Origin of the sequence: Skermanella stibiiresistens SB22 (assembly GCF_000576635.1) — a bacterium.
In the GTDB taxonomy this organism is placed as follows: domain Bacteria; phylum Pseudomonadota; class Alphaproteobacteria; order Azospirillales; family Azospirillaceae; genus Skermanella; species Skermanella stibiiresistens.
This window is the reverse complement of record NZ_AVFL01000063.1, coordinates 1-13,746: the sequence shown is the minus strand read 5'-3', so window position 1 is coordinate 13,746 and position 13,746 is coordinate 1. Positions and strand designations below refer to the sequence as shown.

The window sequence follows — 13,746 nt, the reverse complement described above, 5'->3', positions numbered from 1 at the left end:
GAGAAGCATGGCGGCAAGCCGCGCCGGACTTGGCGCAAGCTCCATCTGGCGATCCATCCCGACAGCGGCGAGATCCTCGCCTCCGAGCTGACCACCACAAACGACGGCGACGCGTCCCTGGTCGGCTCGCTGCTCGACCAGATCGACAGCCCGATTTCCGCAGTATTCGCTGATGGCGCATATGATGGAGAGCCAATCCACCGCTCCGTCGCTGCGCATACGCCCGACGCCGCGGTGATCATTTCGCCCAGATCAACCGCAGTGCCGAGCGACACGGCTGAAACCGCCCCGACCCAGCGTGACCGACACGTCGAGATGATCGGGGAGCGTGGACGACTGGAATGGCAGCGAGCGGTCAACTACGGAAAACGCTCCTTGGCGGAGGTGCCGATGTTCCGCTACAAAAAGGTGATCGGTCGCAGCCTCCACGCCCGGACTCCGCCGACACGGAAGACCGAGGCCACCGTCGCCTGCAAGGTCATCAACACATGACCGGCCTCGGCATGCCGGTATCCCGACGGGTCGCCTGACCGTTGCGGGAAGGGGCGAAATCCGCCCACTCCTTCATTTCTGCACCAAAGTCATGCGGTCCGCCTTTATCTTCGTTTTCCGCTGAGCTTGCGTATCGTCGAGGAGATGCTGGCGGTGCGCGGGATCGACTTCAGCCATGAAGCCGTGCTCAATGGGGCCTGAGGTTTGGCCGGGAGATCGCCAAAGGGATCCGCGACCGTCGCTTGGCGCGGGACGACAAGTGGCACATGGATGAAGTCGTCCTCACCACCGGTGGCCGGAAGCATTACCTGTGCCGAGTAGTTGATTGGGCGGTCTTCTGGCTCGACGTGCTGGTACAGAGCTGGCGCTACAAAAATATGGCCAAGCGCCAGCTCCTGAAAGAGCAGGGTCGCACACCCCGTGTCATAGTCACCGGTAAGCTCGAATTCGGCGCGGTGGCGAAAAAGGACCTGAAGCCACCCGTCGCCAACTTGACGACGCCCGCCTAACGCCACCGCGCCGGTTTGAGGACCTTGATCGAGACAATCCTCAACGATTGTTCGTCTTCCGCCATTCGGCGAAGTCGACGCGCGTCCGCTCCTCGGTCGCCGGGTAGAGGCCGAGGATCGAGTGTCCAGCCATCACCCGCTCGGTGACGAAATCCTCGAAGGCCGTCATCTCGACGGCCTCGTCCGCGATCCCATCCGCCAGATGGGCCGGCATCACGATGACGCCGTCGGCGTCGCCCACGATCACGTCTCCGGGAAAGACCGGTGCGTCGCCACAGGCGATCGGCACATTGATGTCAATGGCCTGGTGCAAGGTGAGGTTGGTCGGGGCGGACGGACGATTGTGGAAAGCGGCGAAATCGAGCGCCGCGATGTCGCGCGAATCCCGGAAGCCGCCATCGGTGACGATGCCGGCGACCCCACGCCTCATCAGCCGGGAAATCAGGATCGATCCGGCCGACGCCGCCCTGGGATCCTTGCGGCTGTCGATCACCAGGACGGCGCCTTCCGGACACTCCTCCACCGCCTTGCGCTGGGGATGGCCACGATCCTGGAATACGCTGATCGGGTTCAGGTCCTCGCGGGCCGGAATGTAGCGCAACGTGTAGGCCTCGCCGACCATCGTGGCGCTGGCGGGGTTGAGCGGTCGGACGTCCTGGATCATCTGATGGCGCAGCCCGAGCTTGAACAGGGCTGTGGCCAGGGTCGCGGTGCTGACGGTCTTCAGCTTCTCGCGGGTTTGGGGTCTTAAAGTAGCCATGTTCTGAATCCTGGATGTTGGCGGAATTTCATGGCATCGGTCACCGCACCACCATCGCCTCCACTGGACCATGATGCGCCGAGCCCTTGGCGTACCGACCCGTCCGGCGCATGGCGGTGTGGAACCAGTCGAGCCGACGCGGCGGCCGGAGGCATGCTTCGAACCCCAAGGGTCAATCCTTGAGGTTGACCTCCGACAGCCGAATCTCGCTGTTGGTCTTCAGCGTCGGGCGCCAACCCTCGATGCGCTTGCCGACGCGGGTGTAGCCGATCATGTGGTACATCGGAACGTCGGCGATGACGTCGTCATGGACCTTGGCGAAGACTGTCTGGAACAGCTTGGCCCTCTCGTCGCCGGAGGCGCTCATCGCCTGCCGCATGACCTTGTCGATGTCGGCGTCCGCGATGGTTGAGTACTGCCCATTGCTGGAGTACATCACCGGCGCCGTGAACCCGGCATCGCCCGTGTTGTTGTCATGCTGCTGCTGGAACAGCGTCGGCCCGCGTTCCGCCGGGAACGGCTTGTCCAGGTAGCGGACCCAGTCGGCGGCTTCCAGCTGGACCATGGTCATGTTGAAGCCGGCTTCCTCCCACATGCCCATCATCGCTTCCAGCGATTCGGCGGAATTCGGGAAGAAGCCATTGCGGGCGATCAGCTTGATCTCCTTGTCGACCGGCACTCCGTCCTCGCGGGCTTCGGCGAGAAGCTGCTTGGCGCGCTGCGGATCGTGGGTCCACGGCTTGATGTCGGGGTTGTGCCCTCGCACGCCTGGAGCGACCATCTGCGACGCCCGGATCACGTCGTCGCCGAACAGGGCACTGCCGAGAGCGTCCCAGTCGATGGCACGATTGAGCGCCTCCCGGACCCGCCTGTCGTTCAGCGGCGGCATCTGCGCGTCGATCCGCATGCGGGTCGTCTCGGAGTTGAGATAGGCGAAATCGGTGGCCGGGTTGGTGGCGTCCTGGACCGCGATGGTCGGGGTCAGGTCGGCCTCCCCGGTCGACACCATCGCGGCGCGGATCGCGGATTCAGGGCGCCAGACGAAGGTGGTTTTCCTCACCTTGGCCGGCTTGCCCCAGTAGCCGTCGAACCACGTCAGGACGACCCGCTCCGGCGACGCACTGTCGAGTTTATAGGGGCCAGTGCCGACGGGGGCATTCGTTTCCTTGTCCAGCGGCAGCTTGGGCGAGACGATCTGGACGGTGCCCATCAGCGTCGGCAGGATCGGGATCGGAATGTCGGACTTGATCTCAACCGTATGGGCATCGACGTTTTTCGGCGTCAGCTTGATGTCGCCGAACTTGGAGCGGCTGTCGCAGGTCAGGTTCCTGTTCATCAGGCGGTTGACCGTATGGACCACCGCGTCGGCGTTGAAGTCGGCACCGTCCTGGAACTTGACACCGTCGCGCAACTTGAACCGCCATGTCAGGTCGTCCACCTGCTCCCAACTCGTCGCCAGGAAGGGCGTGACGGTGCCTTCCTCCGCCTGGATGTCGGTCAGCGTTTCCGTGATGTTCATGTTGATGATGCGGCCGATGTCGTTGCGGATCGACCGGCAGGGTTCCAGGTTCGCCGGCTGCTCCGGCAGGACGACGGTGATCTCGCCCTTGTTGGCCGCGAGCGCCGTTCCGGAAGCGACCGCAGCGATTGATAGCGCTATTAATCCGCTTAAGCGGGTAAGTGCCTTGCTATGCATTTTTCCTCCCCTTTCGCTTTCGCCCTCGCCGCCCACGGAGGGAGGCGAGGGGATTCGGTTCAGCGGTTCGCAGCCGGGCCGAGCCGTTGCAGGCCGTTCGTCTCGACGAACTCGGCCAGCATCTTCGACTGCGTGTCCGTCAGCGGCCAAGCCGAGGGCGGACGGGTCCGGCCGCAGTCGTGGCCGAGCAGACGCAACGCGGCCTTGACGCCGGTCACGTTGGTTCCGTTCATCTCCTGCGCGCGGATGTCCTCGAACGCCCGCATGCCGGCGATCAGGTGGCGGGCTTCGGCATAGTCGCCGGCTTCCAGCGCCGCGTGGATCGCCACCGACCGCTCCGGCCAGACGTTGATCAGGCCCGACGTGAAGCCGCGCGCGCCGACGGCGTAGAGCGGCGGCGCCCAGACCTCCGCCAGACCGCCGACCCAGACGATGTCGGGATCACAGGCCGCCATCGCTTCGGCCAGCTTCAATGGGTTCGGTGTCGCCCATTTGACGCCGACGACGCCCTCGACCGCGCAGAGTTCGACGATGCCCTTGACGCCGATCCCGTCGTTCCGCAGGTAGATCACCAGCGGCAGGCCACCGGACGCGTCCGACACCCGCTTGACGTATTCGACAACGCCGCGCGGCGCCACGAAGGGGTCGGGCGGCTGGTGGATCATCAGCGCGTCGGCGCCGGCTTCCGCCGACGCCTTGGCGAGACGGCAGGCGTTCCGGATGCCCCGGCCGACGCCCGCGATCAGCGGGACGCGCCCGTCGATGTGCCGGGCGGAGGCGTGGACCATCGTCTGCGCCTCATCCGTCGTCAGGGCGTAGAACTCGCCGGTATTGCCGTTGGCGACCAGGATCTGGACGCCGGCCTCGATGGCGCGGTCGACGATCGGCGCTTGAAGCTTGGGCGCCAGTTCGTCGTCGCTGTCGAACGGCGTGACGAGGATCCCCGAGATCCCCGTCAACGTCCGCTTCAGGTCATGCTCGCCCATGCTCACCTGCCGTCCATCTTCCGCTGGATGCCGAACGGGTTATCGTCCGACAGCGCCGGCGGCAGCAAATCGCCCGGCACGTCCTGGTACGAGACCGGACGCAGGAAGCGGGTGATAGCCAGACTGCCGACCGAGGTCGTGCGGCCATCGGAGGTCGCCGGATACGGACCGCCGTGTACCATGGCGTGACCGACCTCGACGCCGGTGCCGAAGCCGTTGACCAAGACACGGCCGGCCTTTTCCTCAAGGATCGGCATGAACCGGCGGGCGGCCTCAAAGTCCGAAGCCTCAAGATGAAGGGCGATGGTCAACTGGCCTTCCAGCTTGTCGAGCACCTTGCCAAGCTCGTCCTCGTCCTTGCAGCGGACTAACAGGGAGGACGAACCGAACACTTCCTCCTGGAGTTCAGGATGCTTCAGGAAATCGCCGGCCGTCGTGTCAAACAGGGCGGCCTGCCCCTGGAACCGTTCACCGACGGTGCCTTCGCCGAGCATCTGGACCTGCGAATGCGACTTCAGGCGGGAAACGCCTTCGCAATAGGCCTTGTGGATACCGGGGGTCAGCATGGTCGCGGCGGGGGCGGAAGCGAGCGCCGCCTTGGCGCCCTCGACGAAGCCCTCGAGGCCGTCGCCATCGACCGCCAGGATCAGGCCGGGATTGGTGCAGAACTGCCCGGCGCCCAGCGTCAGCGCGCCGACGAAGGCCTTGCCGATCGCTTCGCCGCGGGCGGCCAGCGCACCGGGGAACAACAGGACTGGGTTGATCGAGCTCATCTCGGCATAGACTGGGATCGGCTCCGGACGGGCCGCCGCGATCTTCATCAGCGCGGTGCCGCCGGCACGGGAGCCAGTGAAGCCCGCCGCCTTGATGCGGTGATCGGCGACGAGGCCCTGACCGATCGACCGGCCGCTGTCGAACAGCAGTGAGAACGTGCCTTCCGGCATCCCGCATTCCTTGACGGCGCGCTGGACGGCGCGGCCGACCAGTTCCGACGTGCCGGGATGGGCGGAGTGGGCCTTGACGATCACCGGGCAGCCGGCGGCTAGGGCGGAGGCGGTGTCGCCGCCCGCGACCGAGAAGGCCAGCGGGAAGTTGGACGCGCCGAATACCGCGACTGGGCCGACGCCGATCTGGCGAAGCCGAATGTCGGGACGGGGCAGGGGTGTGCGGTCCGGCATCGCCGGGTCGATCCGGGCGCCGATGAAGCCGCCATCGCGCACGACGTTGGCGAACAGCCGCAGCTGACCGACGGTCCGGCCGCGCTCGCCCTCGATCCGGCCGCGCGGCAAACCGCTTTCGTTGACGCAGCGCTCGATCAGCTCGTCGCCGATGTCGAGGATGTTTTGGGCGATGGCCTCTAGGAACTTGGCGCGGGCTTCCAGGCTGGTTTCACGATAGGGGCGGAAGGCGGACGCCGCGAGGGTGGCCGCTTGTTCGAGGTCGTCGAGGGTGGCGCCGCCGAAACCGGGGCGCAGCTTTTCGCCGGATGCGGCGTCGGAACCAAAAACTTCACCGTTCGTACCGCGGCGGGCCGATTGGCCGATCAGAAGTTCACCGGTGAGCGGCATAAGGGATCTCCCTGAATCTGTTTCATGAGATGCGAACGCTCAGGTGGCTGGCGGCACCCGTTTCCCATTTGGGATGCGGTGTCGCATTCAACAGCGAACGCGTGTAGCTGTGCTGGGGTGTGGTGAAGATTGCCTGCGTAGTGCCCTGTTCCACGATCTCGCCCTGCTTCATCACGATGATCCGATCCGCGAAATGACGGACGATCGGCAGGTCGTGGGTGATGAAGATATAAGACAATCCCAAGCGGGTCCTGAGATCGGCGAGTAGATCGATCACCTGTGCCTGGATGGAAACATCCAGCGCCGACACCGCCTCATCGCAGACGATCAGTTCCGGATCGCTGGCAAGCGCCCGTGCGATGGCGATCCTCTGACGCTGACCACCGGAGAATTGGTGTATGTGGCGCTTGGCATGCTCGGCTTTCAACCCAACCAGCTCGAGAAGTTCCACGACGCGGTCGTTCCATCGGTCCTTGGGAAGGATGTCGCGGTGGATGCGGAGTGGTTCGGAGATGATCGAGCGCACGTCCATCCGGGGGTTCATCGAGCCGTAGGGGTCCTGAAACACCATCTGCATCTTGCGCCGGAGCTTCAGCAGCTCCCGCTGATCCATGCGGAAGATGTCGTCGCCCTTGTAGAGCGCACGGCCCGATGTCGGCTCGTTCAGGCGAAGCAGGATACGGGCGACGCTGGACTTGCCGGAACCGGACTCGCCGACGATGCCGACCGTCTCGCCTCGGTTGACCTCGAAGCTGATGTCGTTGACGGCGTGGACATGCTTGGCGGCGCCGAACAGGCCGGTGCTCAGCGCGTACCGTTTGACGATGTTCTCGACCTTCAGGATCGGCTCGCCCGCCCCTGTCGCGGACCGCCGGTGCTTGTCGGTGTCGTCGGCGTGGGGCAGGGCCGATAGCAGCTTTTGGGTATAGTCGTGCTGGGGACGGGTGAAGACGCTCCTGGCATCGCCCCGCTCCACGATCTGGCCGCCCTTCATCACCATGACCCGGTCCGCCATGGAGGCCGCGACTTCCAGGTCGTGGGTGATCAGGATCAGCGCCATGCCGTATTCGGCCTGAAGGTCGCGCAGAAGGTCGAGGATCTGCGCCTGGACGCTGACGTCGAGGGCGGTGGTCGGTTCGTCGGCGATGATGACGGAGGGCTGCAAGGCGATGGCCATAGCGATCATCACGCGCTGCCGCTGTCCACCGGAGAACTGGTGCGGATACTGATCCACCCTGTGCTCCGGATCGGGGATGCCGACGCGGCGGAGCAGGTCGACCACGCGGCGCTTCGCGTCCGCGCCGGTGGCGACCTCGTGGGTTTCGAACACCTCCGCGATCTGGCGGCCGATCGAGTGGACCGGGTTGAGATGGGCCAGCGGGTCCTGGAAGATCATCGCGATCTTCCGACCATTGATGTCGCGCCGTTCCTCCTCCGTCATGGTCGCGAGATCGCGGCCCTCGAAGAACATGCGGCCGGCGACGATGTCGCCCGGCGGGGTATCGATCAGCCCCATGATGGCGCTGGTGCTGACGCTCTTGCCCGAGCCGCTTTCCCCCAGGATGCAGAGGGTTTCCGCATGGGAGACGTGGAAATCGACCCCGCTGACGGCCCGGACCGGATCGCGGTCGGACAGGAAGTCCACGGTCAGCCCGCGTACCTCGAGGATTGGATCAGCCGTGCCGGTCATCGCGGAGCCCTCCGCAGGGTCTGGAGCCGCCACCGCTGCTGCGGATCGGCCACCGTCCTGGCCCAACTCGACAAGAGGTTCAGGGAAAGCGTGGTCAGCAGGATGGCGAGGCCGGGCCAGAAGGCGACCCACCACGCGTTCGCGAGATATCCGCGTCCGGTCGCGACCATGGCGCCCCAGGTGAACTGCGGTGGCTGGATGCCGAGGCCGAGGAAGCTGAGCGCCGATTCCGCCAGGATGACGGACGCGAAGTCGATGGCGGCGATGGTGATCAGCGTCGGTGCCACCAGCGGTGCGATATGGCGCAGCACGATGCGGAGCGACCCTGCCCCCATCGCCTTGGCGGCGCTGACGAACATGCGCTCGCGCAGCTCCAGCACCTCCGCCCGCGTGGTGCGCAGGTAAATGGGGATGCGGGTGATCGCCAGCACGATGATCAGGTTGAGGATGCTGGGACCCAGCGTGTAAAGGACGATCAGAGCCAGCAGCAGCGACGGGAAGCTCATGATGATGTCGGCCAGCCGCATGATCACCTGGGAGTACCAGCGGTTGGAGTAACCGGCGATCAGCCCGAGCGCGCCGCCAATCAGCATCGATGTGACCACGGCGGCCGCCGCGATGCCCAGCGTGTTCTGCGCGCCGACCACCAAGCGCGCCAGGATGCTGCGGCCCAGCGTGTCGGCCCCCAGCGCATAGAGCCAACCATGTTCGAGCGAGAATGGCGCCAAGTTGCGCTGGCGCAGTCCCAGCTTGGTCGCCATGTCGCCGACCAGCATCGGGCCGAAGATCGCGGCGAGGATCAGGATCAGCAGGTAGATGGCGGAGATCAGCGCCAGTTTGTCGTGAACGAGGTAGCCGAGCAGCGCGCGGGCCTTGCCGGGCTCGCGCTCCGCCTTCCCGCCCGCCTTCAGGTCTGTCGGGATCACTGTCATGACGTCTGATACCGGATGCGCGGATCGAGCACGGCGTAGAGGAGGTCGATCGCGATGTTCAGGATGAAGATGGCGCAGGCCGTGACCAGCACGGTCGATTGCACCACCGCGAAGTCGCGCTGGATGATGGCGTCGATCATCAGCTTGCCGATGCCGGGCCAGCCGAAGACCGATTCGACGACGACCGCTCCGTTGACCAGGCTGGTGGCGAGGTCGCCCGCGACCGTGATGACCGGCAGCAGAGAGTTGCGGAGCGCGTGGCTGAAGATGATCTTTTGCCGTCGCACGCCCTTCGCCCGCGCCGTCTTGACGTAGGGCGACGACAGCGCGCCGATCATGGTGCCGCGCACCACCTGCACCAGCAGTCCGAAGGGCCGCAGCATCAGGACGCCGATCGGCATGATCCAGTGCGCCGCCGAGCCGGTCCCCGATGTCGGCAGCAGGTCCAGGCTGACGGCGAAGACCAGGATGCCGACGATGGCGATCCAGAAGTCCGGGGCGCTGGCGCCCGCCAGCGACACGAGGCTGGCGAAGCGGTCGAACAGGCTGCCGGGCTTGGCGGCCGCCAGCGATCCGACCACCAGCGCCAGCGCTCCCGCCAGGAAGATCGCCAATACGGCCAATTTGAGCGTCTGAGGAAAGGCTTCCAACGCCACTTCCATCGCCGAACGGTTCTGGCGCAGCGATTCCCCGAAATCCAGGTGGAGGAGGTCGCCGAGATAGTTGAAGAACTGGATGTGGAGGGGCTGATCGAAGCCGTGAAGCGTCGAGAACGCCTCACGCGCCTGGGGTGTCGCGTCGAGGGGCAGGAAGAGATATGAGGGGTCGCCGGTCAGCCGCGTCAGGAAGAAGACGAGGACCAGCAATCCCAGGACCGAAACGACGCTGTGAAGGGCCCGTTTTCCCAGATAGCCGAACATCCGTTTTCCCTTTCAGAAATGGCCGGTTCCAATTATGGCTGTCACTTCCTCAGGCGGATTTCGGCCAGCGGGATCTCGCTGTTGGTGGTCAGGTTGGGACGCCAGTCCAATTCCTTCCCGACGCGGGTGTAGCCGATCATGTGGAACATCGGGATATCGACCGCGATCCTGTCATGCACCTCGGCGAGGATTTCCTGGAACGCCTTGGTCCGGGCGGTGTCGGTGGCGTTCAGCGCCTCGCCGATCAGGGTATCGACCTTCGGGTCGGAGAAGGTCGCGTACTGGCCGCTGGATTGATAGAAGATCGGCACGGTGAAGGCGGCGTCGCCTTTGTTGTTGTCGTGCATGATCTGGAGCAGGTTGGGGCCGCGCTCCTGCGGGAAGGGCTTTTGCAGGTAGCGGGTCCAGTCCGCCACGTCCAGCATCTGGAGGTCGATGTCGAAGCCGACGGCTTCCCACATCGTCATCATCGCTTCCAGCGCCTCGTTGCCGTTCGGGTAGATCCCGTTGCGGCCAATCAGCTTGATCGCCGTCCCGACTGGAACGCCGTCGGCCTTGGCCTCGGCCAGCAGTTTCGCCGCCTGATCGGGATCGTAGCCCCAGGGCTTGAGGTCGGGGTTATGGCCATTGATGCCGGGCACCACCATCTGCGATGCGCGCAGCACATCGGCGCCGAACAGTTCCGCCATGCCCTGCCAGTCGATGGCGAGGTTGAGCGCCTTGCGGACGCGGACGTCGTTGAGGGGAGGCTGTTCCGTGTCAATCCGGATCGCCGTGGTTTCCGAGTTCAGGTAGGAGAAATCGGTTTCCGGATTGGTCGCGTCCTGGATCGCGATGGCGGGCGTCAACTGGGCCTCGCCGGTCTGGACCATCGCGGCCCGGAGCGAGGACTCACCGCGCCAGACATAGGTCGCCTTGCCAATCTCCGGCGTCTTGCCCCAGTAGCCGTCGAAGCGGTCGAGCACGACCGTCTGCGGCGTGAAGGTATTGAGCTTGTAGGGGCCGGTGCCGACGGGATCATTGACCGCCTTGTCGGTCGGAGTGGCGGGGGAGACCATCATGGCGACGCTCAGCAGCGCCGGCAGGATCGGCTCCGGCTTCTCGGTCTTGATGTCGACGGTCAGCCTGTCGACCGGCGTCACCGTCAGCTTGGCGCTGCCGAACTTCGCGAGATTGTTGCAGGTGAAGGCGCCGCCGGTCATCCGCTTGAGCGTGAAGGCGACGGCCTCCGCGTTGAACTCCTTGCCGTCCTGGAACTTAACGCCATCGCGAAGGTGAAAACGCCAAGTCGTGTCGTTGACCCGTTCCCACTTGGTCGCCAGCTTGGGCTGCGGCGTCCCGTCCTTCGGGTTGATGACGGTCAGGGGCTCGGTGATGTTCTGGCTGAGGACCTGTCCGACATCGGTCAGGATGCTGCCGCATGGCTCCAGGTTGCTGGGCTGCTCCGGCAGGACGATGGTGATGGCCTTGCCGCCGCCCTGGGCCAGTGCGGGCAGCGCGGTCGACGCCAGCAGAGCCGCGAGGGCGATCGTGGAAAACGCGCCGTTGTTTCTCATTGGTTTCCTCCAGTTGGTCTTGTTGTCTTCCGCTCGAAGCGGGTTCGGGCAACTCAGCCGGCCTTGCCGATCAGGCCGCGCAGCATTTCCTTTTCCTCGTCCGTCAGGTTGGTCAGCGGCGGACGGACCGGCCCTGGGTGACGTCCGATAAGCTCGACGCCAGCCTTGATGATGGAGACGGGATAGCCGACTTGCCGGTCGCGCAGCTTCGCGAACGGGAGGAAGAAATCGATGAGGATGGCGGTCATCGCGGCCGTGTCGTCACCGCGCATGGCCCGGTAGAATCGCTGCGCGAGTTCCGGCACGAAATTGAACACGGCGGACGAGTAGGTCGTGACGCCAACGGCGTTGAACGCTTCCGCGTAGAGTTCATGGGTCGGCATGCCGCCGATATAGCAGAGGCGGTCGCCTAGCTTGGCGGTGATCTCGCGCACCACGTCGATCTGGCCGGTACCGTCCTTGAACCCGATCAGATTGGGGCACTCGTCGGCCAGCCGGGCCAGTGTGTCGGCTTTCACGACGGAATTGGCCCGGTTGTAGATGATGACGCCAAGGCCGGTGGACTGGCAGACCGCCTTGACGTGCTGGTAGATGCCTTCCTGCGGCGCGCCAATCAGGTAGTGCGGCAGGAGCAGCAGCCCGTCGGCATGGGCCTGCTCGGCCTCGGTGGCGATCTCTCGCGCCAACGCGGTACCATAGCCGCAGCCGGCGATGATCGGGACGTTGCCGGAGGACTGTTTGGCGGCGCGCGTGACCTCGCCGATCTCGCGCGGGGTAAGTGAGAAGAACTCGCCCGTCCCGCCGGCGGCGAACAGCGCCGCGGCGCCGAAGCCCGACAGCCACTCGACATGGCTGCGATAGCTTTCCAGGTTGAGCCGCAGATCGGCGTCGAAATGGGTGACCGGGAACGACAGGAGGCCGGAGGAAACCGCGGCCTTGATCTCTTCGGGGGACATGCGCCGTCCTTCTCATCATATGACTGTTTCCTCACTCATATGATGATTAAGAAAGGCCTGTCAATCATTATCAATCGCTGCTTTCGGCCGCTTCGGGCGGGTCAGCGCCCGGTATCGCTTGATGCCGCCCAGCAGATGGCGGCGCATCGCTTCACGCGCGTGCTCCGGATCGCGCGCCCAGATCGCCTCAGCGATGTCGGTGTGCTCCGCCAGCAGGATCTTGTCGCGGTTCGGCAGCGGATCGACGCCCCCCATGGCGGTGCGGAACTTCACGCGCGGGATGATCCGGCGGCCGATCTGCTCCAGGAAGGACTTGAAGCGGCCATTGTTGGTGGCCTGCGCTATCGCCATGTGGAAGTCGAAATCGGCTTGATCGGTCGACAGGCCCTTGGCGACCAACTCGGCGAAAGCTTCCAGCCGTGACTGTATTTCGGCCTCCTGTGCCGGCGAACTGCGAAGTGCGGCCAGCCCTGCGGCCTCGACTTCGATGCCGATCCGAAGTTCCAGTTCCTCGATGATGTCGGAGATCTTGTCAGTCGCCTGGGTGAACAATTCCAGGCTTTCCGGTGCCTGGCGCGACCCCAGCACGAAGACGCCAACGCCATGCCGGGATTCCACCAGTCCGTCAGCCCGGAGCGCCGCGATCGCTTCCCGGATGACGGTGCGGCTGAAGCCGAACCGCTCGACCAGCACCGGCTCCGCCGGCAGCTTGTCGCCCACGGCATAATCACCGTCCTCGATCTCGCGCCGGAGTATCTCGACCACCTTGGAGCTGAGGGTCCTGCGCGCTCCGCTCCGTTCCATGATCGCCATTTCCCAGGATCCCCGAACATTTCCTTATTGGCGGCCGTCGCGCGGCCGTGTGCGAAAATGACTACTCCTATGATGATATCTCTGCAAGCCGACATCTTCTTACGATGATCTCATCATATGTCTTGAAGGTCGCACCGCCTTCCTGCTGAAGCCGCTGGCCGTGCGCGTCAGCGTGTTGCATGGAGGAGGAAGGCGCAAGGGAGCCCCCAAGCCATGCGGTTGATCAGGCGACGCGGACGGAGTTCGGGCGCCCCCGGCCGAGCATTCGGTTGAGGACCTGGGCCGCGATGGCGACCTCGGTGGCCCGGGCCTCGTCGCTGTGGAAACGCAGTCCGTCACCAATGACCTGCTTCCAGCGCGCGAACTGGCCCTCGACGCGGGCTCTTTGGTTATAGCCGTAATCGCGTTGCCAGGCCATTCGCCCTTTCCCGGCGATCGCCTGAATGTGGCGGTCGCGCTGGGTGGGCTCGGTGTCCACCAAGGCGCTGAACACGGCATCGGCTCGCGGTGGAACGATCACCTTCGCGTCCGGATGCCGCTCGTCCAAGGCAGTGTGAACGTTGGTCCCGTCGTGGCCGCCGTCCCCTGAGAAAACCTCCACCGGCTCGGCGATCTGGTCGAGCGGGGGTTCGACCTGCGAGGCGTCATCGACGTCGCGGTCGGTCAGGATGGAAGCGACGATCCGGCCGGTTATGGAGTCAAAGCAGATGTGGGGTTTGCGCCAGGAGCGCCGCCTGCTGGTGCCATGTTTCTCGACCAGCCACTCGCCTGGGCCGCTCAGCTTCCGTCCCGAACCGTCGACCATCAGATGAAGCGCCCCACCGGTGGCGCGGGGCTGCGCCGGCAGTTCCAGCGCCTGAGCTCGCCG

13 protein-coding genes and 1 pseudogene are annotated in these 13,746 nt (G+C 65.1%); 2 read left to right on the top strand and 12 right to left on the bottom strand.

From position 1 onward, the window contains the following. Both N825_RS34640 and N825_RS37390 read left to right on the top strand, forming a co-directional pair. Window positions 1-530, top strand: a pseudogene (locus N825_RS34640) (transposase); the annotation flags it as partial. A 228-nt stretch (window positions 531-758) separates the two neighbouring features. Further along, window positions 759-1,001, top strand: a complete 243-nt coding sequence (locus tag N825_RS37390) for a DDE-type integrase/transposase/recombinase (protein WP_157619753.1) — start codon at window positions 759-761, stop codon at window positions 999-1,001. Window positions 1,002-1,041: 40 nt separating this feature from the next. Here N825_RS37390 and N825_RS34630 read toward each other — a convergent pair whose 3' ends face one another. The 12 genes from N825_RS34630 to N825_RS34580 all read right to left on the bottom strand — a co-directional run. Next, entirely contained in the window at window positions 1,042-1,761 is a 720-nt protein-coding gene (locus N825_RS34630; protein ID WP_037461786.1) for a ribonuclease activity regulator RraA, read from the bottom strand. Between the two features lie 40 nt (window positions 1,762-1,801). After that, the gene (locus tag N825_RS40875) at window positions 1,802-1,930 is read right to left on the bottom strand and encodes a hypothetical protein (protein WP_281174403.1); all 129 of its coding nucleotides are present in this window, start codon (window positions 1,928-1,930) and stop codon (window positions 1,802-1,804) included. 3 nt (window positions 1,931-1,933) lie between these two features. Next, window positions 1,934-3,457, bottom strand: a complete 1,524-nt coding sequence (locus N825_RS34625; protein WP_037461795.1) for an ABC transporter substrate-binding protein — start codon at window positions 3,455-3,457, stop codon at window positions 1,934-1,936. A 59-nt stretch (window positions 3,458-3,516) separates the two neighbouring features. Next, complete coding sequence (locus tag N825_RS34620; RefSeq protein ID WP_037461783.1) at window positions 3,517-4,443, bottom strand: dihydrodipicolinate synthase family protein; 927 nt, start codon at window positions 4,441-4,443, stop codon at window positions 3,517-3,519. Between the two features lie 2 nt (window positions 4,444-4,445). After that, window positions 4,446-6,011, bottom strand: coding sequence for an aldehyde dehydrogenase (NADP(+)) (locus N825_RS34615; RefSeq protein ID WP_037461780.1), 1,566 nt, complete (start codon window positions 6,009-6,011; stop codon window positions 4,446-4,448). Window positions 6,012-6,033: 22 nt separating this feature from the next. Further along, a complete protein-coding gene (locus N825_RS34610) occupies window positions 6,034-7,701 on the bottom strand; it encodes an ABC transporter ATP-binding protein (RefSeq protein WP_037461779.1) in 1,668 nt (555 codons plus the stop codon). After that, a complete protein-coding gene (locus N825_RS34605; RefSeq protein WP_084165367.1) occupies window positions 7,698-8,633 on the bottom strand; it encodes an ABC transporter permease in 936 nt (311 codons plus the stop codon). Before N825_RS34605 ends, N825_RS34610 begins: the two co-directional genes overlap by 4 nt. Further along, window positions 8,630-9,553, bottom strand: a complete 924-nt coding sequence (locus N825_RS34600) for an ABC transporter permease (RefSeq protein WP_037461777.1) — start codon at window positions 9,551-9,553, stop codon at window positions 8,630-8,632. The genes N825_RS34605 and N825_RS34600 overlap by 4 nt, the downstream gene beginning before the upstream one ends. A 41-nt stretch (window positions 9,554-9,594) precedes the next feature. Continuing rightward, window positions 9,595-11,109, bottom strand: coding sequence for an ABC transporter substrate-binding protein (locus tag N825_RS34595; RefSeq protein WP_051514155.1), 1,515 nt, complete (start codon window positions 11,107-11,109; stop codon window positions 9,595-9,597). 53 nt (window positions 11,110-11,162) lie between these two features. Next, window positions 11,163-12,065, bottom strand: a complete 903-nt coding sequence (gene kdgD / locus N825_RS34590) for a 5-dehydro-4-deoxyglucarate dehydratase (protein WP_037461775.1) — start codon at window positions 12,063-12,065, stop codon at window positions 11,163-11,165. A gap of 60 nt (window positions 12,066-12,125) precedes the next feature. After that, a complete protein-coding gene (locus tag N825_RS34585; protein WP_037461772.1) occupies window positions 12,126-12,878 on the bottom strand; it encodes a FadR/GntR family transcriptional regulator in 753 nt (250 codons plus the stop codon). Window positions 12,879-13,101: 223 nt separating this feature from the next. Beyond that, window positions 13,102-13,746: IS5 family transposase (locus N825_RS34580; RefSeq protein WP_037461769.1), on the bottom strand; the 645-nt coding region annotated here is incomplete at its 5' end.